Raw genomic sequence first — 22483 nt, 5'->3', positions numbered from 1 at the left:
TCGTGTTGGATCGGTTGCGCGCGGGTTGACGCCCCGCTCAGGCAAGCGTTACGCCGACTTCTCCATCTCCCCCGCGGCATTGAGTTTGTTGTACAGCGTCTTGAGACTGACGCCGAGTTCTTCGGCCGCTTTGGGTTTGTTGCCGGCGTGGCGGTCGAGCGCGTCGTGGATGGCGGCCATCTCCATCTCGCGAAGGCTCATCACCCCCGGTTTGAGGCGTGCGGCGCCGACCAGTTGGCGGCTGTCGAATCGCGAGGGGAGGTGTTCGGCGCGGATCGGGCCGGCGTCGCACAGGATCGTCGCGTGCTCGATCACGTTCGCCAGCTCGCGGACGTTGCCCGGCCAGACGTGGCCCCGCAGCGCCTTGACGGCGTCCTCGGCGATCGCGTCGTGGGCGACCGCCCCGCGGCGATGCCGGGCGAGCAGGTGCCGCGCCAGGTGAGGGATGTCCTCGATCCGCTCGCGCAGCGCAGGCAACCGGATCTCGAAGGTGTTGATCCGATACATCAGGTCCTCGCGGAACTCGTCGGCGACGACCATCTCGGCCAGATTGCGATGGGTGGCGCAGACCACGCGGACGTCGACAGTGACCGGCTTGTTCTCGCCGACGCGGCGGATTTCGCCGCTTTCCAGCACCCGCAGCAGCTTGGCCTGCATCGACTTGGGAAGCTCGCCGATTTCGTCGAGGAACAGCGTGCCGCCGTGGGCGACCTCGAACAGCCCCATGCGGTTCTCTTCGGCGCCGGTGAAGGCGCCTTTGCGGTGGCCGAACAGTTCGCTCTCGATCAGGGTCTCGGGGAGAGCGCCGCAGTTGATCGCGACGAACGGCTCGCCGGCGCGGGGGCTCTGGTCGTGCAGACTGCGGGCGACCAGTTCCTTGCCGGTGCCGGTCTCGCCGAGGATGAGCACGGTCGACCCGGTGGGGGCGACCTTTTCGATCAAGAGCCGCACTTTCTGCATGAGCGCCGTTTCGCCGATCAGCAGGGGCGAGCCCGCGAGTCGGCGGACTTGGTGCTCCAGGGCGCGGTTCTTTTGCTCGAGCCGGCGTTTCTCGGCGACGCGGCGGAGCAAGGCCTCGATCTCGATCAGCCGACAGGGCTTGGTGAGGTAGTCGAACGCCCCGTGGCGCAAGGCCGCGATGGCGGTCTCCAGCGAGCTCTTGCCGGTCAGCACGACCGCCTCGGTCTCGGGCGACATCTCCTTGCAGCGGGCGATGACGCCGATGCCGTCGAGTCCCGGCATGTCGAGGTCGACGATGATGCAGTCGTAGGCGTTCTTTTCAATCGCCGCGACCGCAGTCATGCCGTCGGGGCAGACAGTGACCCGATGGCCGAGCCGCGGCAGTTCGAGCTTCATCAGCTCTTGCAGCGACTGCTCGTCGTCGGCGAACAACAGCGACAGCCCGGGGCTGTTAAGCGGCTTGGCGGCGATGATGCGACTCCTTGTAGGCGGCGGCCAGCGGCAACGTGACGGTGAACCGCGACCCGCGACCGGGGCCCTCGCTCTCCGCCGTGATCCGGCCGCCGTGGTCTTCCACGATGCGATGGGTGATGGACAACCCCAACCCGGTCCCCTGTCCGTTCTTGCGGCGCGTGAAGAACGGCTCGAACAGATGCTGGCGCACTTCGTCGGAGAGTCCGCAGCCCGTGTCCGACACCGCGATGGTCGCCTGGCGGGCGTTGCTGCCGATTTCGATTCGGGCCGTGCCGTCGGCGTCCATGCTTTCCAGGGCGTTGGTGACGAGGTTGAGAATGACTTGCTTGATTTCCTGGGCGTTGACCGCCGCCACGACGGGGGGCCCGGCGAGCAATTCGACGCGTCGGTCTCGATAGCGGCCCAGGTGGTCCACCATTTCGATGACCCCCGCGGTCAGCTCGCGGAGCTCGACGTTCGCCCGCTGCGAATCGCCTCGGCGGGCGAAGTCGAGCAGCTTCTCGGTGATCTGTTTGCAGCGGAACGCCTCGCGTTGGATCATCTGCAGGTAGTTGCGGGCGACGTCGACGTCGGCGGCCCGGTCGGGCCCGGCGGAGGCCAGCAGTTCCTGCAGCCGGCTTTCCAGCGACTCGCTGCACAGGGCGATCGACGCCAGCGGATTGTTGATTTCGTGCGACACTCCCGCGGCCAGGAAGCCGACGCTGGCCAATTGGGCGCTGCGGACCATCTGGCTTGCCTGTTCGCGGACCTGCTCGTTGAGGCTGTCGTTGATTTCGCAGAACCTTTGGGTCATGGCGTTCATTGCGTCGGCCAGTTCTCCCATTTCGTCGCGGGTGGCCAGCCGGATGCGGTGGTGGAAGTCGCCCGCCGCGACCTTGCGCGAACCGTCGACGAGCGTTTCGAGCGGATGGGCGAACCACTTGTAAAACACCCGCCCGGCGCCCGACAGGACGACCAACGACACGACGGCCGTGAACCAGGAGACGACGATGGCCGTGCGGTACCGGGCGCGCATGTCGCCGGCGAGGGCCCGGAAGCGATTGTGGAGATGGCTGGGGAGCGCGGCCACATCCGCGGCCAGCTTGTCGACCTCGCCGCGAATCCGCCCCAGTTGGACGTGGTCGAGCAGCCATTCCTGCCCGTGGGCGTCCTCGTCGCGGAGGGCGGCGATTCGCTTCTCGATGGCCGCCAGCGTCTTGCCTTCGCCCAGGTCGTCGCCCAGGCCTTGGTCCGCCTCGTGCTTGTTCTCCTCCCACTGATCGCGATACTTGGCCAGCGATTCGGCCAGCAAGTTGAGCTGGGCGACGTACGCGTACCGCAGCTCCTGCATGTCCAGCGGGGCATAATCGTAGGCGTCGATGACGCCGTCGTTGTTCGAGTCGTACGCCGACTTCGACGTCGACTGCGACGACGAGGCGAATGTCGTCGGCAGATAGAGCCGTTCGCCGGCGCGGCTGAGCGTGACGCGCAGGTTGCTGACGTTCTGCCGGACGTCGCTCGCCAGCGGCAACTCGGCGCTGCGCGCCGCGACGGAGTGCAACAGCCCGCGATAAGCGTGCAGTCCGAACAGCGCACTGCCGAACAGCGCGAGCACGGCGACCAGCAGCAGGCCGAGCCCGACCTGCAGCTTCGTGCGTATGGGCCAGTGGCGGAGCACCAGCGACCTCCTTGTCGCAAACGGCGCGGGGCGATTTGAGGGGGCGGAGTGTACTGGCCGGCGCTGTCCGGCGGCAAGGCGGAAGAGGGAGAGGCGAGGGGGAATGGCGGAACGAGGATGACGGAAGAGCTTGTTGGTTGGTTTGGGCGTTTGAGCCTCCGGCGCCAGCATCGATAACGTCGCCGCGGAGGTCGCCAAACTTTCCCCCGTCGAGCGACGACAGATCGAGACCCGCGGCGATCTGGGACTCTCCGGGCAGGTCCTCTTGGCCCGGCGGCGGACATTGGGTCGCCGGCAAGCTGCCCGAGCGGCTGGCCGAGCGGTTCCCCCAGTTGCTCCGCCGCAGCGATCGCAACCGCAGCGATCGCCTCAGCCGGGCCGAGATGACGGCCTTGGCCGAACGGAACGCGGCCGCCCAGCGTCGCCTTGCCGCCGGCGAGTGAACCCGCCCCGCGGAGCCCGGTTCGTCTTGCAGATCGGCATTTCCCGTCGAAGTCCGCGGCTTGGTGGGTTTCCGCGACCCCCTGCGTAATTAGCGCGGAGCCCTTGAACCGCGAACCGATCGGTGGTGTCATCCGTACAGATGGCAACGTCGCGTGCCGCGGGCGACTCTTGCGGGAAAGCAAGTCCGGGGTATGGGGCGTCGGATCACAGAGGAGGCTCCCCATGTCGACCCCCGTTCCCCCGCGCACCGAGCCGTTCGACGGCTTGCCCCCCGTGGCGCTTGAGTTCGGAGCATGGCTGAAGTTCAATAGCGAATTGAACACGCAGCTCCGCGAGTTCGAAGCCCGGTACGTTCGCCCCCGGCGGCACGCCGTCACCCGCGACCCGCAGCCGGGCCGCATGACCCCGCGCAAACCGCGATAGAGCGAGGGAGGATCCAGCGGACCACGTCCGCGTCAGTCAGCACATCAAGCATTGCTCCCAGGGCGTCGGGGACCGAGACTCGCCAACTCTCGAAGAGTCGGCGGCCTCCTTCCCCGACGCCCGTTCCCGTTTTCAGGGCGGCTCTCCCAGGCAGGGCGAGCCGGGCAGATTCCCAGGCCAGCTTGCCCCTTCGGCCCGAGGCTGGCGGAGTCTTAGGATTCGCACTTCTCACGCCGCGAGCTTCGCCTCGAGTTTCGGCGCCATTTCTCCAGGGGCGGCGTGTCGCTTGGGCGAACGACATGGGTGGTCGCGCCCAGGGAGTCGCGGTTATCATCGCAGGATCGCTGGATGCGTCCTCCCCCCGCGCCTGTCTCCCTCGCCCATGAACGTCCTGCTCGCCAGTCCCCGTGGATTCTGCGCCGGCGTCAACATGGCGATCGAGGCGCTGGAATTGGCCCTGCAGTCGCTGCCGACGCCGATCTACGTCTACCACGAAATCGTCCACAACAAGTACGTGGTCAATCGGTTTCGCGATTTAGGGGTCGTGTTCGTCGATCATCTCGACGAGGTTCCCGCGGGGGCGACGCTGCTGTTCTCCGCCCACGGCGTCTCGCCGGAAATCCGCCGCGCGGCCCGCGAGCGGCGGCTGCGAGCGATCGACGCGACTTGCCCCCTGGTCACCAAAGTCCACCTCGAGGCGATCCGGTACGCTGAAGCCGGGTACACGATCTTCCTGATCGGCCACGAGGGGCACGACGAGGTCATCGGCACCATGGGCGAGGCGCCCGAGGCGATCATCCTGGTCGAGACCCCCGAGGACGTCGACCGCCTGTGCGTCGCCGACGAGGCGAAGCTGGCCTATCTCACCCAGACCACGCTCAGCGTCGACGACGCGAACCGGATTATCCGCCGGCTGCGCGAGCGGTTTCCGCGGATTGCGGCGCCCCCGAAGGACGACATCTGCTACGCGACTCAGAATCGGCAGGAGGCGGTCGCCAAACTGGCGGACGAAGCCCAACTGACGCTGGTTCTGGGGAGCCAGAACAGTTCGAACAGCCAGCGGCTCGCCGAGCTCTCCGCGGAACGGGGAACCCCGGCCCGGTTGATCGACGGGCCTCAGGATCTCGACCCGGCTTGGTTCGCAGGGGTCGATACGGTGCTGGTGACCGCGGGGGCGAGCGCTCCGGAGGTCGTCGTCGAGGCGACGCTCGATTACTTGCGCGACAAGTTCGCCGCCACAGTCGAGGTTCGCTCGCTGCGCGAGGAGACCGTTTCCTTTCCGCTGCCGAAGGAACTGCGAGCCGGAGCCTCGGCGTGACGAGGCGTTTGATCGTCGCGGCACTCGAGCCCGTTTCTGTTGCACCGATTCCCGTGCGAAACATCGAACAGACCTACGAAGATCCCCTGTCGCTCGTTTGGATTCGGGCGGCGGCGCAGATGGGGATGCGCGTCGAGCGGAGCGCCGAGGTGAACGCTTCGTGGGACGGGGCCGGGGTGCTGACCATCGGCACGCCCGAGACCCTCGACCCCGACGACTCCCTCGCCCAGATGATCTTGCACGAGATCTGTCACGCCCTGTGCGAGGGGCCCGAGAGTCTGGAGAAGCTCGATTGGGGACTTCTCAACGAGCCGGAGAAGAAAGTTCACGAGCACGCCTGCCTGCGACTGCAAGCGGCGCTGGCCGACCAGGTCGGCATGCGGGCCTTCTTTGCGTCGACGACGATGTTTCGCTTGTTTTACGACCGGCTCCCCGCCGACCCGCTCGCCGCGGGGGACGACCCGGCGATCCCGCTCGCCCAGGCCGCGTGGCAGCGGGCCAAGCACGGGCCGTGGGCCGCGGCGCTCGACGAAGCGCTCCGGCGAACGGCCGACATCGCCCGCGCGCTCCGCGGCGCCACGACGGCAGACTCGCTGTGGCATCAGCAGGGGCCGGAATCATGGTCCCTGAAGGAGGTCCGAGCGATGGACGAGAGATCGAGGCCGCCCGCGACCTGAGGCGCCGGTGAGGCAATCACTCACTTTGGATCGGGCACTCCAAGACCCCTGCAAATCTTGCGGGCAAGGATATCGGCAATCTCGACATGGCGGGGGACGGCTTCCATTGCGCCGTTCATTGGGTTCATCCACAAGGAGTGGGAACGACCCTCTCGCTTAAGAATGCAGCCGTGTCGCCGCAAGTGTCGTAAGAGCGCCGCCCGTTTCATTCGAGCGTGACCACGGTCCGGTCGGCGTCAGCGGGCACGCCTCGGAGGGCGTCCTCGCGACGATCATCCAGGATCAGGGAGATCGCGTCGCGGAGACTTTCAAGCGACTCTTCTCGGGTGACGCCCTGACCGTTCGCACCGGGGACTTCGGGGCAATAGGCGACGAACCACTCGCCGTCCCGTTCTACGATGGCCGTGAATTCGTTATGCATTGCCGATTCCGCAAAAGTTCAGCGAGAACGAGCATCGCCCCGAGCTATTGTACCGTTTGGCGTCGCCCCGGGCGCCTTCTCATCTTACGCGACTGCCTCACCCCACCTTCCGCACCACCCCCGTCACCACCCCCAGCACTTCGACGTTGCGGACGTAGATCGGTTTCATCGAGCTGTTGGCCGGTTGCAGACGCACTCGGTTCGCCTCGGGGAACCAGTACTTGAGGGTCGCCTCCCCCTCGTCGGTCAAGGCGACGACGATGTCGCCCTTGTGGGCCGTCTTGGTGCGGCGGACGATCACGATGTCTCCCTCGGTGATCGCGGCTTCGATCATCGAGTCCCCCTTCACGCGCAATGCGAAGCAGCCCTTTTTGGTGGGGAACAGCTCCTCGAAGTCGAGCGTCTCGGCCTCCTCGATCGCCTCGGTCAGGTTGCCGGCCGCCACTTGGCCGACCAGCGGAATGCCGTGCCCGCGGGCGACGTCGGAGAGCTGGATTGCCCGCGACATGTTCGGCTCGCGGGTGATGATCCCTTTTTTTTCCAGGGCCTTGAGGTGGCACATGACCCCGTTGGGGGAGTTGATCTCGAAGTGCTCGCCGATCTCGCGGACGGTGGGGCCGTAGCCGCGGCCGCGGATCTTCTCGCGGATGAATTCGTAGACCTCGCGTTGCCGCTTGGTGAGTTGGTCGATGGCCATGCGTGCCCCCTGGTAAAACGCGAAATCCGCCGGTCAGAGCGGGCGATTCGCTCGAGTCCCGGAGGTCGCCAGTCGCGGCTTGGCTCCGGATTCCGTGGCGAAGTTCGCGTGACGACGGTTGTTGCGGCGGCGGTCCGACCGCGCGCCCGCTGCCACTAACTTAATATACGGGCGTACATGACGCAAGTGCGTTTGTACAGGTGACATCGGTCGAGGGGCGGGATGAGGTTTCACATGATCAGGGGGCGGAGCAGGGGACAAAACATTGCCGTAACGGGCAAGGGTTGCGAGAATGCAGGGGTCGCGGGCCGCCCGCGGCGGTCGCCGTTTGCTTGCCGGAGCCTTGCCCTTGTTCCGTCGCACCGCTGGTTTCGGGTCGCTGATTGCCGGGATTGCCGTCGGGGCCGCGCAGGTTTTCTCCCCCGGGACGGCCTGGGCCCAGAAGGTCGATCTGCCTGCGGGGGTGGCCAAAGTGCTCGCCGAGCGGTCCCCTGCAACAGTCGATGATTTGCGGCAAATCGAACGTCAGGTCGCCCGGGTCGTCGAGCGGGTCCTGCCGGCGACGGTCGGTCTGCGGATCGGCAACGGCATGGGGAGCGGGGTCGTCGTCAATCGCGAGGGGTTGATCCTCACCGCCGGGCACGTCGTCGGCGAGGCGGGCCAGCGGGCGACCGTCATTTTTCCCGATGGTCGTCGATTGCCCGGCTACACCTTGGGGGCGGATCACGACTGCGACGCGGGGATGGTCGAGTTGTTGGACCCCCCCGCGGATCTTGTCTACTGCCCGCTGGCCGAGGGGGACGAATTGGCCGCCGGGACGTGGGTCGTGGCCACGGGGCAGCCGGGGGGAGTCGTCGCCCTGCGCGATCCGCCCGTGCGACTGGGGCGGGTGCTGTTCACCGGGCACGACGTCGTCTGCAGCGACTGCGAGATCGTCGGGGGCGATTCCGGCGGGCCGCTGGTGAACCTCGCGGGAGAAGTCGTCGGCATTCACAGCAGCATCGGACCGATGATCAACCAGAATTTTCACGTGTCGATCGGCGCCTACCGCCGCGGCTGGGAGCGGATGCACAAGGGAGAGTCCTGGGGCGGGCCGTTCGACCGCAACGGCGACGGGATCCGCGATCGGCCGATGCTGGGGGTCGCGGGGCGGACCGAGGAGGGGACGTGCCTGATCACGCAGGTCTTTCCCGGACTGCCGGCGGAACGCGCGGGCCTGAAGCCGGGGGACGTGGTGACCAAGATCGACGGGCGGACGATCGACGCCTTCGAGGCGCTGATCGCGGCCGTCGAAGCGAAGATGCCGGGACGGCGCGTGCTGCTGGAGGTCCGCCGCGGGGAGGAAACGCTCGAGTTTCGCCCGCGATTGGCCGTGGCGCCCCCTAAACCTGCCGATAAGGAAAAGGGCCCCCAGGGCTTGTCGCCCGGCCGGGCCAACTGACCGGCGACTGCGGCCCGTGCGCTCGTTGGATCGCCGAGGCCTGCAGCCGTCGCTTGGAACTGACGAGATCTCGCCCCACGACTCGAGCCCCGTCGAACCATGACTGCACCATTTCAGTTCTTAGCGCGATTGGCGCTGGCCGTGTTCGTCGCCGCGAGCGGCGCGGTGGTCAGCGAACTGACGCAAGGGCAGGGGAGCCGCCCGCGCGGCGAGTCCTACGAGGGGCCGGGCACGCGCGATTTGCCGTTCAACGCGGATCAGTTTTTCGTCCCCCGGTGGCGACTGACCAACGGGCCCCAGGTCCGCGAAGCGTTTCGCGAGGTCGTCGAGCCGGTCGTCCCCTCGGTCGTGCGGATCGTCTGCGAGGAGCGGGACGTTGCGTTTGGCGCCGCCCTGCGCACCGACGGTTGGATCCTGACCAAGTTCACCTCGCTCAAAGGACCGGCGACCTGCGTCTTGGCGGATGAGCGCGAGTTGCCGGCCGCGCTCGTCGGATTCGACAACGAGTACGACCTGGCGTTGTTGCGGGTCGAGACGAACGATCTCGTTCCGGTGCGCTTTGCGCGCACGAGTCCCCTGGTCGGATCCTGGGCGGCGACAGTCGGGTTGTGGCGCGATCCGGTGGCCGTGGGAATCGTGAGCGTTCCTCCGCGGGCGCTGCCTCGGCAGGCCGGGGTGCTGGGTGTGGAACTTGATCAGTTCAACGCTCCGATCGTCACCAAGGTGCGCCCCGACACCGGGGCGGACAAAGCGGGGGTTCGCGTCGGGGACCGCATCGTCGCGGTGAGCGGCGAGGCGACGCCGACGCGCGTCGAGCTCATCCGCCGGGTACGCAGTTTCAGCCCTGGCGACGAGGTCGAACTGGAGATCCTCCGCGACGGCCAGCGGATCACGCTCGTCGCGGTGCTCAAGAGCGAGTCGAGCCTGCAGACCAGCGGCAGTCGCGGCGACACGGCGAGCATGACGGGCGGCCCCTTGAGCGAACGGCGGTTCGGGTTTCCGCGCGCCTTGCAGCACGACACCGTGCTGCGGCCCAGCGAGTGCGGCGGGCCGCTGGTGAATCTCGACGGCGAGACGATTGGGCTGAACATCGCCCGCAGCGGCCGGACCGAGTCGTACGCCATCGACGCGGCGACCGTTCAGCAAGTCGCCCAGCGCCTGCTCGCGGCGGCCGGAGTCGCGCAGCCGGCCGGTTCAACGGCCGCCACGGTCGGGGCGCCGGCGAGCGAACCGTAGCGAGCCGTACGCCAGTGCGGCCAGCGCGGCGGCAATCATCCCGCCGGTCGGTTCCGGTACGGCAGTCGTCTGCGGCGGAGCGGCCCCGAACGCGGCGCTCCAGGCGCCGTAGTCTGCGGAGTCGACCGCTCCGTTGCCATTGGCGTCGCCGTTGGCGTTGCCGGTTTGGCCTGCGAGTCCGAAACCGCGTTGCCAGATCAGAAAATCGCTGCCGTCGACGAACCCGTCGCCGTTGAAGTCGGGATCGTCGGCGCCCCCTGCGACGACCGCCAACACGCCGCTGGCGAACAGTTGCGATACGTCCCAGGCAAGTCCCGCAGTCAGTTCCGGCAGCGACATCACGAATCCCCCCGACGCCGAGCCGAAGTCGAGCAGATCGAAGACGTCGCCCATCTGCGGGGCGTAGGCGTCGAGCGTCACGGAGAAGACCCCGCCCGCGGCGAGATGGCCATCGACGATCAGGCGGTCGTACTGGCCAAAACTCGGGCCGGCGACGTCGAGGGCGATCTCGCCGGCCTGCATCGTCAGGTCGCCGAAGATGCGCGTCTGGCCGATTCCCATTCCGGGCGCGATGGCGCCGCCGGCGTTGACCAGCGAGAACGCCACCTCGTCGGCCGAGAGGACCCCGCCGGTGAAGCTCATCGCCCCCGCGGCTCCCTTCTCGATCCGCCCGACGCGGAGCAGCCCGCCGGCAAGCTCGAGCGTTCCCTGCGATGCGGCGGTCCCGCCGATGGCGATTTGATCCTGCACGACGAGCCACCCGGAGTTCACCGCCAGGGTCGCAACGTCGGCCGCTCCGCCGGCGATCAGCACGCGCCCGGCATGTTGGCCGACCGCGTCGACGACGGCCGTGCCGCTGTTGATCTGCGCCTCGTCGAAGCGGGAGGGCTGCCAGTGCGTGCTCCAGTTGCCGCTCTGGGCGTAACGGTTGCTCGTGGCGGCGCTGAACTCCAGGGGCCGCGGCGCCGGCCAAGCCGCGATTTCGTTGACGTATTCTTCGAGATTCGTGTAGCCGTCGTCGTCAAAGTCGCCGTTGTTGTCGGCGACCAGCGGGTCGAGATTGTGGGCCAGCTCCCAGTAGTCGGGCATTCCGTCGCCGTCTGAGTCCCAGCCGGCGCCGCGGGAGAAGGGGGCGGCGCCGGTCGCCGGGTTGGCGCGCAGGGCGAGCATGTCCCGCCATTCGGTTCCTTCGTTGGGATCGTTGTTGAACGGGTCGTCGGCCCAGGCCATGATTTTGCCCGTGCCGGTGCGCACTTCCTGGATGATCCGCTGGTCGACCGGGCCGCGGTCCCACCACGTGGCGCCCATGAAGTCGAGCACGCGGTCGTACGCCTCGGTCGCCGAGAGGGTGACGCCATGGTACGGAGTTTGGGTATAGGGGGTCGCTTGGATGCTCGACGAACTGAAGTTGCTGTTGGTGAGCAGGACTCCGTCCAGCGCGTCGCCGTCTTTGTTGATGTCGCGCATGTTGCCCGAGTGGTAAACCCGGGTCGCCGACGAACTGGCGCCGTTGAAGGTGTTCGTTCCGCCCGCCTTGACGGTGATCGCCGTGCTGGAGCCCCCCACAGGATTGTCGCCGCCGGGGCCGGCCAGATAGAAGTTGCCGATGAAGTTGTTGAAGCTCGGTTGCCCGCTGGCTCCGCTGCCGGCCGTGTCGAACCAGTTGTAGAAGACGTTGTTGCGGAAGTCGTTGTAGGCCCCCGTGCCGACTTCGCTGCCGACCCGCGGCAAGCGTCCCTTCTGGTGGGCGTAGAGGTTGTTGACGACGCTGATGTTGGCGTTCGAGCCCGCTTGCAACAGCGATCCGAGCGCGTGTCCTGTATAAGTCGTGCCGCTCGCCTCGGCGTCGGCTTGGGGATAATTCTGCCCCTGCGAGATGTTGCTGAACTGAATCGTCACGTCGTCGGCCAACTCGTTTGCCGAAACGGTCTCGTCGGTCGCGTAGACCATCGTCACGTGATCGATCATGATCCGCTGCCCCGAAATGTCGATCGCGTCGTAGACGTAGCGATCGGGGAAGGTGCCGGGCGTGGGGAAGACGCCGGCTTCCGGCTGCGAGAAGTTACGCATCCCGTACCCGGGGGCGATCGTCACGTTGCGCAAGATCGTGTTGGATCCGCTTGCCTTGACGAGCCCCCCCATGATGTACACGGGGCCCGGCGCCGTTTGGCCGGCGATCGTGACGTTGCTCCCCAGGTTGTACCGCGACTGGGTGTCCCAGCCGTTGTCGTGACCGTTCTCGGCGCCGTAGCGGCCGAGCCAGAACGTCCCGGCGACGTCGAACACGATCGTGCGCGGCTGGCCGCCGAAGTTGCTGTCGCTCAGCCCGTAGCGGAGCGTCCCGGGGCGGTTGTCGTTGAAGTTCTTGTCGAGCAGCGTGACGTGGTAGACCAAGCCGCCGCGCCCGCCAGTGACGGTTCGCGCGGCGCCGTCGGCGCCGGGGAAGGCGGGCAGTTGGGCCAGGGCGCACGGGATATTTGCGAGCGTCGCCAACGCGACCGCCGCCAGAGTGAGTCGACGAAGCATCAACCAGGAACCTCGCGGGGACCGATCGCGGCGAGACAGCCGCGGAGACGAGACGGGAACAAGGAGCGCAAGCCGGCTGACTCTCGGCATCGCCACGGAGTGCGACCGAGGAGCCTTTCGAGCCAGTATTTCCAGTGTAGGCGCCCGCTCCGCCGGCCCCAACGAAGGGGCTTTGCAATCAGGGCGAAAATCCCGCAAATGAGCCTGTTTTCCGCAGCGGTCTCATGCGGCCGACAGCCGGTTTTGCCCACGGTTCGATTTGCCGCTTTTCCAGAATTCTTGCTCCGCGCTAGACAAATCCCCGCCCCGACGCGCATCGTAATGGTGATGGGCCCGGAAACTTCGTTTGAACAGCACGTCGTCGGGGCGTCGCAGCGGCTTGCCGAGTCGGGGGTCGCTGCGCTGGGGGGATTGTACGATCTCACCGCGGACCGGCTCGTGCGCTACGCCAGCGCAATTACCCGCAACCAGCACGACGCCGAAGACGCGGTGCAGGCGGCCCTGGTGCGCGTGGCGGCTCAGCCGCGGGTGTTGGCCGCCGCCCAGCGGCCGTGGGCTTACCTGCTGCGGATCGTGCGGAACGAAGCCCTGCAAGCGGCCCGCAAACGGAAGCGGTGGTCGCTCGTGGCCAATCTCTCCGACCTGCTCGCCCGCCGGCTTGTCGACGAGGTCGAGCAGGAGGAGTCGCATCGGGCCGTGTGGCTCGCGCTGCGCAAGATCCCCGTCCCCCAGGCCGAGGTCGTCGTGCTGAAGATTTGGGAAGGGATGACTTTCGCCCAGATCGGCGAGGTGCTCGACGTCTCGACCTTCACTGCCGCCAGTCGGTATCGCTACGCCATGGAGAAGCTGCACGCCTTGCTCGGCGCCGGGCGGGAGGAGGCGGTCCATGAGTGAACGGCTTCCACCGCCCCCCTCCGGTGACGATCGCCTTGGCGCCGGCGACTTGGCCGATCTTGAGGCTCGCGTTCGGGCCGCGGGGCGTTACATGCGGGCTTCGGACGATCTTCGGCCGCGAACTCTGGAAGCGGCTCGCGTCCAGCGGGGCGTCAGCACGGGAGCCTGGACCGCGGCGGTTGCGGCCGCGGCGGCGATGCTGCTGGTGTGGGGAGCCTCGCACCGGGCCGAGCAGCATCTGCGACTCGCCCCCGAGAACATTGCCACGGCCGACGCTTGGCAACTCAGCCTGACGGTCCGTCGGCAAGCGGTCACCGCGGTCGGCGGCCCGGCCTGGGCGATGGTCGACCTGTTCGGCGCCCTGCGCCACCGCCAAGCGGAGCTTCTCGGCCAGCCGCGCGACGGCGACCGATAGCAGGGCGTTGAAAAGCGGAGCCGTCGCGCTCCCAGAATGCTGCTGTCTGCTGTCGGGGCGTTTGGAGTCGGTTCGTGTGCCCGTCCCCTTTTCGACCGCTTGGCAGCGCAGCGGTTTCTGCCGTTTGGCGCGCAATTCTAAACAAGTTCGCGGTTGGCGAGCATCGTCTTAAGCGGCGGCTCTTGGACGCTTGCGCGTTGGGCTCCGGCTGAGCGGCGTGGTCGCCGTCGCCGCTGCAAACGCGGGATACTTGTCGCCGCGTCCTTTGCTCGATGCTTGACCAACCATGTCCGCTCTTGACGATGTCGCTGCCTTGAATGAGGACATCCTGGCGCTGGAGCGCGCGGGGGTCCGGCTCGACTTGGGCTTGGGCAATTCGTTCGCCGCTTGCCGGAGGGGACTCGAGCAGGCGATGCATGCGATCGCCGTGCCGATGGCTCGCGGGGCGAGTGCGGCCGAGGCGGTCGCCAATCCGCGCACTCCGCTCCCCGGAGCGTATCGCAGTCTGCTGGCCGTCGGCTTGCGGCTGGGTTCGTTCGCCGAGCCGCTCGACGCCCTGCGTCGCCGCGCCGTCGCCCGGAGCGAGATGCGGGGCATCGTCCGGCGCGCGCTGGTCTATCCGTTCTTGGTGGCGGGGCTGGCGGTCGCGGGGATCATGGTCAACGCGCGCACGTTGGCGCCCCCTGAGGAAGCGATCTACGAGCAGTTCGATCTCGCCCCCGGGCCGCGGTTCGAGCGGCTCGCCATGATCAACGACACCCGCTGGCCAGCGGCGACGGCGATGGCCCTCGGCGCGGCGCTGGTCGTCGCGGCGCAGCGCTCGGGATGGCTGCGGCGCTTGCGTCCCCGCGGGCTCGCTCAGCACGAGGCGACGATCGAGCAAGGACATTTGGCCCGCCAACTTGCCCTGCTCACGGCTCGCGACGTGCCGTGGGAGGAGTCGTTGGGGCTGGTGCAAGGGCTGGCCGCGGATGCGGGCTTGGGGGAGACGTTTGGCCCGTCCGCGCCGCGGTTGCGACCTTTGTTTCGGTGGGCGCTGGCCGAGGACCTTGCGTCGCCCGATCGGGCGACGGCGCTGGCGGCGGTCGACGCCGCCTACGAGGATCGCACCGTACGGCAGGCGGGCCGGCTGCGCGTCTTGCTGCCGGCGCTGACGTGTGCGGTCGTCGGCGGCGCGGCGGTCTTGCTGCACGGCTGGGTCGTCTTCGGGCCGTGGGGCGAAATGTTGCTTAAGTTGTCGAACCCTCAGTGAGCGGGCGATGGGCGCCGATCAGGACAATCCGACCGCTGGTCCGCAACGCGACGTGCTCGCGGCGGGCTTGGGCGCGTACGCGGCCGAACTCCCCCGGGGTCGGCAGCGGCGCGAGTTGACCCGATTGGCTGCGGACCTGCGAAGCGGCGCTGCGGGAGACCTGTTGGCGCCGCAGAGCCGTGGCTTGGCTGCGGCTTGGGTACCGCGTTTCGCCGCGGCTGCCGCGACGGGGCGGCCGCTTGAGCCGCTCGCCGAGTTGTTCGTCGAAGCGCAGTCCGGCGCCCGGCTGTGGCGCAGCCGACTCGTGGCCGGAACGTATGTGCTGCTGATCGCCCTCGGGGCGCTTGCCGCGGCGACGTTCGTCGGGCTGGCGGTCACGCCGATCTTTGGCGACATCTACAGCGACTTCGAGCTCGACCTGCCGCCGCTCACCGAGGCCGTCGTCAGTTGGTCGCAATTCATCCGCGGCGATTGGGGGCCGATCGTCGGAGTCGCGCTGGCCGTGATTGTCCCTTGCGGCGCGCTTTGGTGGTGCGTCCGCCGGGGTTGGGGGACGCCGCTGGTCGGTCGATTCTTAAGCGGGTCGACCGGCAGCGTCGCGGACGCGGCGGCGCTGGTGCAGCGGATCGTCGATCTGCGCGAGGCGGGGCAGTCGCTCCCCGACGCCGTCGCCGCCGCGGGGTTGAGTTGTCGCAACGCCCCCTTGCGCCGCGGCGCGGTTGCCTGGGGGGCGCTCCGCGGGGCGGCGGTCGACGCGCCGCGGCAATACGTTCGCTCGCTCCCCGCGACGTTGGTTCATTTGCTCGACGACGAGACGATCCCTCCCGTGACGCAACTGGCGATGCTCAAGGCGCTCGCCGCCAGCTATCGCGAGCGGGTCGAGCGCCGCGGCAGCGAAGGACTGGGGATGTTCGCTCCGATTGCAATCGCGTTCGTCGGCCTGTTGGTGCTGGTCTTCGTGCTGGCGTTGTTTCAGCCATTGGTCTCTCTCGTCAACAGTCTCACAGGATAGCGGCCATGTGTCGGCAGGCGTTTCGTCTGCCTTGATCGCACGCAGATTGAGAAATTCATGACCGAGTCGTTTCCCACCTTCCGCAAGTGGTTTGGCAAGCTGCGAGACCTTGTGCGCACCGGCGAAGGCGCCGGGCGGCTCCGCGACTTGCTGCCGCCGCCGTGGCGGTTGAGCCCCTGGCGCCCCGGCGAAGGACGAGCGGCGCGACAGCGGACGACGCTGCGGATGATCGCCGCGGGAGCGGCGAACCAAGTCCCGCTCGCTCCGGTCGCGGACGCCTTGGCGCGCGAGCACCGCTGGTTCTACCGCGGTAAACTGCACGCTCTCGCCCGCCGGCTCTCGGGGGGGATCCCGCTGGCCGATGCGCTCGAACAGACCCCCGGCGTCGTCGCCGACGAAGCGGTCCTCGCGGCGCGGTTCGGCAGCGAAAGCGGGACCCTGGCCGCGTCGCTCGCCGAGATCGCCGAGCGCGACGAATCGGCGGCCCTCGCCGTCCGGCGCCGATATCGCACCGGGGCGTGGTACTTCTTCGGACTCGGCGCGGCGCTGATCGTCGTTTCGACGTTCATGCTTGTGAGAGTTGTTCCGAGCTTTGTCGAGATCTTCGGCGACTTTTCGCTGGAAACGCCCTCCGCGCTCCAGGCGTTCATCGCGACCGGCCGGGCGTTCCATGTGGTGTTGCCTGTCGTGTTCTTCGGTGCGGCGCTGTTGTTGTTCGCCCTGGTCGTCACCCGCGGCGGCTTGGCCCGTTGGTTGAGCCGCTCGGTCTACGGCCGGGCGTTTCGCCCCGTGGCCAGTCTGCGAATCGGGCAACTGTGGAGCTGCTTGTCGACCGCCTCCGCCGCCGGCCGGCCGCTGGCGGGGGCCGTGTCGACCTTGGCCCGGTACCACTACGATCCCTCGATCCGCCGGCGGCTGTTGTTCGTGCGGAACGAGCTGGATCATGGCGCCGAGTTGTTCGGCAGCCTCGCCGCGGTCGGTTTGGCCGCGCCCGCCGAGGTCGCGGTCATTCAGCGGGCCGAACCGGGCGACGAGCGGACCTGGACCCTGCGGCAATTAGCCCAAGCGCGCCGCGACCGAACGCTCGCGCGGCTTGATCGCTGGGCCGACGTCCTGTTCCCTGCGGCGGTGATCGTCGTCGGGTTGGCCGTGCTGCTGGTGGCCGTGGCGATCATGGCTCCGCTGAACAATCTGGTGGGAGGGTTGTCATGAATCGTCTCCTCCGCCGAGAGCGACGCGGGGCGCTGCTCGTCGAATGCATCGTCGCCGCGGGGGTGCTGACGACCGCCGTCGGAATCGTCGCGACGATCATCGTCCAGCAGGGGCGGCTGGCGGTCGCGACGCGGCACGAGCGACTCGTGCTCGAAGAGCTTTCCAACCAACTCGATCGATTGACGCTCCTCCCTCCCGACGAGGCGGCGGCGGCGCTGGAACATCTGGCGCCGTCGCCCCGCCTTGTCGACGCCCTCGACCAGCCGCGGCTCGTCGGTCTGCTGCGCGACGACGCCGACGGCTCGCGAATCGAACTGGGCCTGGAGTGGAGCGACGGGCCGGGGCGCGAGCGGCGGCGGGCTCTCGTCGGCTGGTTGATCGCACAGGGCGACTCGCCAGCCAGTCCCCAGGGAGAATCGCCATGAATCGCCTCCGGCGGGGAGCTTCGCTCGTCGAGACGCTCGTCGTCATCATGTTTGCGACGACGCTCTTGGGGATCGGCATTCAAATGATCGCCACGGCGAGGCACAGCGAGCGGACGGCGACAGAGCAGGTCGACCTGCAGCGCACGGCGGCGCGGCTGTCGCGACAGTTTCGCGCCGATTTGGCCGCATGCCGGGACGCGACCTTCGAGCCGGACCCGCAGCGGCTGCGGCTGGACTTTGGCGCCGAGCGAACCGTCGAGTGGCGCGTCGCCGGGCGACGAGTCGAACGAAGCGAACCGCTGGCCGGCGGGGAAGAACGTCGCGAATACTACGTCTTTCCTCCGCGCCGTCGGTGCCAATTGCGGATGGCGGAGTCGCCCCCGCGGGCCGAATTGACGGTCGCGCCGCTCGACTTTGACGAAAGCTCGTTCTTGCCCTACGAGTTGCAGATCGCCGCGACCCCCATGCGATGGCGCGCGATCGGCGTCGCCGAGGAGGATTCGCCATGAACGACGGTGTGCGCCCTTCTCTTCGGCGCCGGGGAGCGACGCTCGTGGCTGCGCTGGCGTGCGCGGCGGTTGCGTTCGCCCTGGCGGCGAACATGCTGCGCGCCGGGCTGCGATCCCGGCACGACGTCCAGGACCAAAGCGAGCTGCGGCAGGCGGTGCTGCTGGTCGAGGCGGGGCTCGTGCGAGCCGTCGGCGCCTTGGCCGACGACCCGGGTTACGCCGGCGAGACCTGGCGGCTCGACGCCGAGTCGCTTGCCGGGATCGCCGCCGGCGAAGTCGTCATTGCCGTCGAGCCCCTCGCCGGCGCGGAGCAGTCGCGCCGGATTCGCGTCGCGGCGACGTTGGCCCCCGACTCCCCGCGCTCGGTCCGCAGTTCGCTGACCGCGATTCATCCTCTCAATTCGTCCCCGTCAGGAGAACGTCTGCCATGAACGCCAACCCGCATACTCGAGACCAACGCCGGGGCGAATCCGCGGCGCCGATTTCGGCGAACAGCGGCGCGGGCCGCGGGGTTCGATTGCGACGAGTGACAGCTTTCACTCTCGTCGAGCTTTTGGTCGTGATCGCCATCATCGGCGTCTTGGTGGCGATGCTGTTGCCGGCGATTCAGGCGGCGCGCGAAGCGGCGCGGCGTTCGTCGTGTCAGAACAACGTCGCCCAATTGGGTTTGGCCGTGCTCGGGTACGAGTTCAGTCGCGAGTCTTTGCCCGCGGGGTGCCTGAACCCCGACGGCCCGGTGCGGAACGAGCCGATCGGCCGCCACGTGAGCTGGGTCGTGCAAATCCTGCCGTACATCGAGCAGTACAACGCCTATCGACTGTTCGACCAGGAGGCGGGCGCTTACGCGCCGCAGAATCAGGCGGTGCGGGAGGTGTCGCTGGCGCTGATGACGTGCCCCTCGTATCCAGGATGGGAGCGGAGCGAGCGGGGCGGCTTCGCCCACAGCACCTACGCCGGCTGTCATCATCACGAGGAGGCGCCGATCGACGCCAAGAACACGGGGCTGCTCTACCTCAACAGCCGAATCCGTTACCGCGACATGCTCGACGGCAGTTCGCAGACGATTCTGCTGGCCGAGATGTTTCCCGACGAACAGAACGGGTTGGGGTGGGCGTCGGGGACCCCCGCCACGCTGCGGAACACGGGCCGGATCGAATCGTGGCGCGAGTCGCGCGAGCGGCGCTCGCCGTCCGGAAGTTCGGCCGAGACTCGCGTCGATCCGCTCCACGTCGGCGGGTTCGGCAGTACGCACCCGGGCATCTTCCTGGCGGCCTTCGCCGACGGTTCGGTCCGGCATGTGAGCGAAAACCTCGAACCGGAGGTGCTCGCCCAGTTGGGCCATCGGGCCGACGGCAAGCTGCTGAAAGATCCTCACTATTGAGAGCAGCGGCGAGCGACGTCCGGCAAGCGGACGGCAGCACCGCGGAGTCCGCCCCGACTCGCGTTCCTCGTAACGCTCCGCCGGTGAATTCTCGCAGATTGTTTGCGCAATACCCGGGGACGATCCTCCGTGAAGATTTGCGACAATGCCGTTTCGCATGATGGCCGGCGCCGGGGGGCGACTTTACACTGTCCCCAGGCGGCGACTGTCGTTGCGCCGCGCCGCTCGGTCGGCTCACTGACGTCAAGTACGGCATGGTTGGCACAATGCTGCGTAACTTCCTTTCCGGCGGGCGGCGTGCGCCGCTTGGGGCGCTGCTGTGGTGCGGCCTGACGTACGGGTTCGTTCGGGCCGAGGAGAGCCTCGCCGACCTGCATGCCGCCGACGCGACGGTCGGCCGGCGCGACGACGGGACCGCGGTGACGCCGGTCAATCAAATCGTCACGCCGTACGGCAAGCTGATCGACCTGCCCGGGATGCGGCCGCAGGCGATTGCGCTCTCCCCCGACGGACGAACGCTGGTCGTCACCGGCAAAACGAATGCGCTGGTCGTGCTCGATCCCGAAACAGGGGAGGTGAACCAGCGGGTTCCGTTTCCAAGCGACGACGCCCGCATCGTGCGCTCGAAACCCGCCTCGTCCAACATTCTGCAGCCCGATCGCAAGAGCCAGGTCAGCTACACCGGCCTGCGGTTCTCGGGGGACGGATCGCGACTCTACTTGAGCAACGTCGAGGGGCTCGTCGAGGTCTTTCGCGTCGAGGCCGAGGGGCGGATCGTTCCCGCGGACTACTGGCCGCTGCCGGCGGCGAACGCCCCGCGCCGGGCGGCCGAAATCCCGGCGGGGATCGCCGAGAGCGGCGACGGCGCTCGGCTGTACGTGTGCGGGAATCTTTCGAATCGCCTGTTGGAACTCGACGCGACCGACGGCAAGGTGCTGCGGACCTTCGACGTCGGGGTCGCTCCGTACGACGTGGCGCTTGTCGGCGGCAAGGCGTACGTCAGCAATTGGGGAGGTCGGCGCCCCGGGCCTGACGACCTGACCGGCCCGGCCGGCCGGGGGACGACGGTGCGGGTCGATCCGCGCCGACACATCGCCAGCGAGGGTTCGGCGAGCGTCGTCGACCTCGCCGCGGGAGAGGTCGTCGCCGAGATTCCGACCGGGTTGCACGCCAGCGGGTTGGCCGTTTCGCCCGACCGCCGGCTGGTCGTGTGCTGCAACGCCGCCAGCGACACCCTGACCGTGATCGACGCGGCCGCCGATCGGATCGTCGCGACGTTGTGGGCCAAGGCGAGTCCCGCGGAGCTGCTGGGCGCGGCGCCGAACGCGGCCGTGTTCGACTCGTCCGGCGAGCGACTGTACGTGGCCAACGGCTCGCAGAACGCGATCGCGACGTTCGAGTTCCGCGCCGAGGATCCCGCGCGGTCGCGCTTGGCGGGGCTGATCCCCGTCGGCTGGTATCCCGGCGCCTTGGCGTTCGACCCGCGGCGCCGGCGACTGGCCGTCGCGAACGTGAAGGGATTGCCGACCGAGCGTCGGCGTCATCCGGATCTCGACGCCGAGGGATTCAACACGCATCACTATTTCGGCTCGGTCTCGATGGTTCCGTTGCCCGACGAGGAGACGCTCGCGCAACTGTCGCAGCGGGTCGCGCTCAACCAGCGCGCCCCGCGGATCGCCGAGGCGCGCCTGCCGCCGCGCCCCGACCAACCGCCGCGGGCGATTCCCCGACGCATCGGCGAGCCGAGTTTGATCAAGCACGTCGTGTACGTCATCAAGGAGAATCGCACGTACGATCAGGTGCTGGGCGACTTGCCGCAGGGGAACGGCGACCCGCAGTTGTGCGTGTTCGGCCGCCGCATCACCCCCAATCAGCACAAGCTGGCCGAGGAGTTCGTGTTGCTGGACAACGCGTATTGCAGCGGCATTCTGAGCGCCGACGGGCACCAGTGGAGCACGACCGCGTACTCGACCGACTACATGGAAAAAAGCTTCGCGGGTTTTCCGCGGAGCTATCCCGACGGCATGGGGGTCGACGAGGACGACGCCCTGGCGTACGCCCCCAGCGGGTTCTTGTGGGACAATGCGATCGAGCACGGCGTGACGCTGCGCAACTACGGCGAGTTCATGGGGCCTGCGGTGCGGTGGCGCGACGAGTCGCGCCCCGGCGAGCCCGACTTCGCGGCGTGCTATCGGGCGTGGAAGTCCGGCGGGAGCGAGGTCGTGTTCGAGTCGTGGCCGAGCGTCGAAAGCCTGCGGCCCTTTTCGCCCGTCGATTTCGTCGGCTGGAACATGTCGGTTCCCGACCAGTGGCGAGCCGATTACGTGCTGGCCGACCTCAAGCGGTTCGAAGCCGCCGGCGAGATGCCGCAGCTCGTGATCATTTGCCTGCCGCAGGATCACACCAGCGGGACGAGCCCCGGCTGTCCGACCCCGGCGGCCTGCATGGCCGACAACGACTTGGCCCTGGGGCGGATCGTCGAGGCGTTCAGCCGCTCGAAGTTCTGGCCCGAGACGGCGATCTTTGCGATCGAAGACGATCCCCAGGCCGGCTGGGACCACGTGAGCGGGTACCGCACGATCGCCCTGTGCGCCAGCCCCTACGCCAAACGGGGCGCCGTCGTCGGCACGCAATACAACACGACGAGCGTCATTCGCACGATCGAGCAGATTCTGGGCCTCCCGCCGATGAACCAGTTCGACGCGAGCGCGACCCCGATGTTCGACTGCTTCCAAGACGAGCCGAACCTGGCGCCGTTCACGGCCGTGCCGGTCGAGACGCCGCTGGACGAGATGAACCCGACGGTCGCCGAGATCGCCGATCCGATGTTACGCGAGGACGCGCTGGTGTCGGCGCGACTGAACTTCAAACAGGTCGATCGGGCGCCGGAGGACGTACTCAACCGAATCCTGTGGCGGGCGATGCGGGGCGCCGGCGACCCGTACCCCGAGTGGGCGATCTCAGTCACGGAGGACGACGACGACGAGTTCGAGGCCGACGGGGCGGCGCCGCCGCTTGATTGAGGGTTGAACGGGGGCGCGAGCGCGCCCCGAGCGGAGCCCGGACCGCGGGGCTGCCAAGCCCTCGGATCGCGCCTGCGACGCACGGG

20 protein-coding genes are annotated in these 22483 nt (G+C 68.1%); 15 read left to right on the top strand and 5 right to left on the bottom strand.

The window, feature by feature from the left end; genetic code table 11:
* Window positions 1–48 precede the first annotated feature (48 nt).
* Both KF688_13330 and KF688_13325 read right to left on the bottom strand, forming a co-directional pair.
* Entirely contained in the window at window positions 49–1401 is a 1353-nt protein-coding gene (locus tag KF688_13330) for a sigma-54-dependent Fis family transcriptional regulator (GenBank protein ID MBX3426655.1), read from the bottom strand.
* Between the two features lie 10 nt (window positions 1402–1411).
* On the bottom strand, window positions 1412–3091 hold the full coding sequence (locus tag KF688_13325) for a HAMP domain-containing histidine kinase (GenBank protein ID MBX3426654.1): 1680 nt from the start codon (window positions 3089–3091) through the stop codon (window positions 1412–1414).
* A 666-nt stretch (window positions 3092–3757) separates the two neighbouring features.
* Between KF688_13325 and KF688_13320 the strand changes: the two genes are divergently transcribed.
* From KF688_13320 to KF688_13310, 3 genes are all read left to right on the top strand, one after another.
* Window positions 3758–3958 carry a hypothetical protein gene (locus KF688_13320; GenBank protein ID MBX3426653.1) on the top strand — a complete coding sequence of 67 codons (201 nt, stop codon included), beginning with the start codon at window positions 3758–3760 and terminating at the stop codon, window positions 3956–3958.
* A 382-nt stretch (window positions 3959–4340) separates the two neighbouring features.
* On the top strand, window positions 4341–5276 hold the full coding sequence (gene ispH / locus KF688_13315) for a 4-hydroxy-3-methylbut-2-enyl diphosphate reductase (protein ID MBX3426652.1): 936 nt from the start codon (window positions 4341–4343) through the stop codon (window positions 5274–5276).
* Window positions 5277–5329: 53 nt separating this feature from the next.
* Window positions 5330–5953: a hypothetical protein gene (locus KF688_13310; GenBank protein ID MBX3426651.1), complete on the top strand. Its 624-nt coding sequence runs from the start codon at window positions 5330–5332 to the stop codon at window positions 5951–5953.
* A 205-nt stretch (window positions 5954–6158) separates the two neighbouring features.
* Here KF688_13310 and KF688_13305 read toward each other — a convergent pair whose 3' ends face one another.
* Together KF688_13305 and lexA are read right to left on the bottom strand one after the other, a co-directional pair.
* Window positions 6159–6374 (bottom strand): type II toxin-antitoxin system HicB family antitoxin, encoded by a 216-nt coding sequence (locus KF688_13305; GenBank protein ID MBX3426650.1) that lies wholly within the window; start codon window positions 6372–6374, stop codon window positions 6159–6161.
* 97 nt (window positions 6375–6471) lie between these two features.
* Window positions 6472–7071 (bottom strand): transcriptional repressor LexA, encoded by a 600-nt coding sequence (lexA, locus tag KF688_13300; GenBank protein MBX3426649.1) that lies wholly within the window; start codon window positions 7069–7071, stop codon window positions 6472–6474.
* A 349-nt stretch (window positions 7072–7420) separates the two neighbouring features.
* On the opposite strand from lexA, the gene KF688_13295 reads away from it, so the two are divergent.
* Together KF688_13295 and KF688_13290 are read left to right on the top strand one after the other, a co-directional pair.
* Complete coding sequence (locus KF688_13295) at window positions 7421–8512, top strand: trypsin-like peptidase domain-containing protein (protein ID MBX3426648.1); 1092 nt, start codon at window positions 7421–7423, stop codon at window positions 8510–8512.
* Window positions 8513–8611: 99 nt separating this feature from the next.
* Window positions 8612–9748 carry a PDZ domain-containing protein gene (locus KF688_13290; protein MBX3426647.1) on the top strand — a complete coding sequence of 379 codons (1137 nt, stop codon included), beginning with the start codon at window positions 8612–8614 and terminating at the stop codon, window positions 9746–9748.
* Here KF688_13290 and KF688_13285 read toward each other — a convergent pair.
* Window positions 9707–12274: a hypothetical protein gene (locus KF688_13285; protein MBX3426646.1), complete on the bottom strand. Its 2568-nt coding sequence runs from the start codon at window positions 12272–12274 to the stop codon at window positions 9707–9709. The two genes, KF688_13290 and KF688_13285, sit on opposite strands and share 42 nt — an antisense overlap.
* A gap of 327 nt (window positions 12275–12601) precedes the next feature.
* Here KF688_13285 and KF688_13280 point away from each other — a divergent pair, with 327 nt between their 5' ends.
* From KF688_13280 to KF688_13235, 10 genes are all read left to right on the top strand, one after another.
* Window positions 12602–13168 carry a sigma-70 family RNA polymerase sigma factor gene (locus KF688_13280; protein MBX3426645.1) on the top strand — a complete coding sequence of 189 codons (567 nt, stop codon included), beginning with the start codon at window positions 12602–12604 and terminating at the stop codon, window positions 13166–13168.
* A complete protein-coding gene (locus KF688_13275) occupies window positions 13161–13583 on the top strand; it encodes a hypothetical protein (protein ID MBX3426644.1) in 423 nt (140 codons plus the stop codon). The genes KF688_13280 and KF688_13275 overlap by 8 nt, the downstream gene beginning before the upstream one ends.
* Window positions 13584–13869: 286 nt before the next feature.
* Window positions 13870–14835, top strand: a complete 966-nt coding sequence (locus KF688_13270; protein MBX3426643.1) for a hypothetical protein — start codon at window positions 13870–13872, stop codon at window positions 14833–14835.
* 7 nt (window positions 14836–14842) lie between these two features.
* The gene (locus tag KF688_13265) at window positions 14843–15847 is read left to right on the top strand and encodes a hypothetical protein (GenBank protein ID MBX3426642.1); all 1005 of its coding nucleotides are present in this window, start codon (window positions 14843–14845) and stop codon (window positions 15845–15847) included.
* Between the two features lie 57 nt (window positions 15848–15904).
* Window positions 15905–17059 (top strand): type II secretion system F family protein, encoded by a 1155-nt coding sequence (locus KF688_13260; GenBank protein ID MBX3426641.1) that lies wholly within the window; start codon window positions 15905–15907, stop codon window positions 17057–17059.
* On the top strand, window positions 17056–17484 hold the full coding sequence (locus KF688_13255) for a hypothetical protein (protein MBX3426640.1): 429 nt from the start codon (window positions 17056–17058) through the stop codon (window positions 17482–17484). Before KF688_13260 ends, KF688_13255 begins: the two co-directional genes overlap by 4 nt.
* Entirely contained in the window at window positions 17481–17993 is a 513-nt protein-coding gene (locus KF688_13250; protein ID MBX3426639.1) for a hypothetical protein, read from the top strand. Before KF688_13255 ends, KF688_13250 begins: the two co-directional genes overlap by 4 nt.
* Window positions 17990–18424 (top strand): hypothetical protein, encoded by a 435-nt coding sequence (locus KF688_13245; GenBank protein ID MBX3426638.1) that lies wholly within the window; start codon window positions 17990–17992, stop codon window positions 18422–18424. Before KF688_13250 ends, KF688_13245 begins: the two co-directional genes overlap by 4 nt.
* On the top strand, window positions 18421–19374 hold the full coding sequence (locus KF688_13240) for a DUF1559 domain-containing protein (protein MBX3426637.1): 954 nt from the start codon (window positions 18421–18423) through the stop codon (window positions 19372–19374). Before KF688_13245 ends, KF688_13240 begins: the two co-directional genes overlap by 4 nt.
* A 254-nt stretch (window positions 19375–19628) precedes the next feature.
* Window positions 19629–22397 carry a phosphoesterase gene (locus tag KF688_13235; protein ID MBX3426636.1) on the top strand — a complete coding sequence of 923 codons (2769 nt, stop codon included), beginning with the start codon at window positions 19629–19631 and terminating at the stop codon, window positions 22395–22397.
* Window positions 22398–22483 lie beyond the last annotated feature (86 nt).

The organism is Pirellulales bacterium, from assembly GCA_019636345.1.
Lineage (GTDB): Bacteria > Planctomycetota > Planctomycetia > Pirellulales > Lacipirellulaceae.
This window is presented reverse-complemented; position numbering and strand designations above follow the sequence as displayed.

Coding starts and splice junctions, on each gene's coding strand:
- KF688_13320 (MBX3426653.1), top strand. CDS start 3,758: ATGTCGACCCCCGTTCCCCCGCGCACCGAGCCGTTCGACGGCTTGCCC.
- ispH (MBX3426652.1), top strand. CDS start 4,341: ATGAACGTCCTGCTCGCCAGTCCCCGTGGATTCTGCGCCGGCGTCAAC.
- KF688_13305 (MBX3426650.1), bottom strand. CDS start 6,374: ATGCATAACGAATTCACGGCCATCGTAGAACGGGACGGCGAGTGGTTC.
- lexA (MBX3426649.1), bottom strand. CDS start 7,071: ATGGCCATCGACCAACTCACCAAGCGGCAACGCGAGGTCTACGAATTC.
- KF688_13290 (MBX3426647.1), top strand. CDS start 8,612: ATGACTGCACCATTTCAGTTCTTAGCGCGATTGGCGCTGGCCGTGTTC.
- KF688_13285 (MBX3426646.1), bottom strand. CDS start 12,274: ATGCTTCGTCGACTCACTCTGGCGGCGGTCGCGTTGGCGACGCTCGCA.
- KF688_13280 (MBX3426645.1), top strand. CDS start 12,602: ATGGGCCCGGAAACTTCGTTTGAACAGCACGTCGTCGGGGCGTCGCAG.
- KF688_13275 (MBX3426644.1), top strand. CDS start 13,161: ATGAGTGAACGGCTTCCACCGCCCCCCTCCGGTGACGATCGCCTTGGC.
- KF688_13270 (MBX3426643.1), top strand. CDS start 13,870: ATGTCCGCTCTTGACGATGTCGCTGCCTTGAATGAGGACATCCTGGCG.
- KF688_13265 (MBX3426642.1), top strand. CDS start 14,843: ATGGGCGCCGATCAGGACAATCCGACCGCTGGTCCGCAACGCGACGTG.
- KF688_13260 (MBX3426641.1), top strand. CDS start 15,905: ATGACCGAGTCGTTTCCCACCTTCCGCAAGTGGTTTGGCAAGCTGCGA.
- KF688_13255 (MBX3426640.1), top strand. CDS start 17,056: ATGAATCGTCTCCTCCGCCGAGAGCGACGCGGGGCGCTGCTCGTCGAA.
- KF688_13250 (MBX3426639.1), top strand. CDS start 17,481: ATGAATCGCCTCCGGCGGGGAGCTTCGCTCGTCGAGACGCTCGTCGTC.
- KF688_13245 (MBX3426638.1), top strand. CDS start 17,990: ATGAACGACGGTGTGCGCCCTTCTCTTCGGCGCCGGGGAGCGACGCTC.
- KF688_13240 (MBX3426637.1), top strand. CDS start 18,421: ATGAACGCCAACCCGCATACTCGAGACCAACGCCGGGGCGAATCCGCG.
- KF688_13235 (MBX3426636.1), top strand. CDS start 19,629: ATGGTTGGCACAATGCTGCGTAACTTCCTTTCCGGCGGGCGGCGTGCG.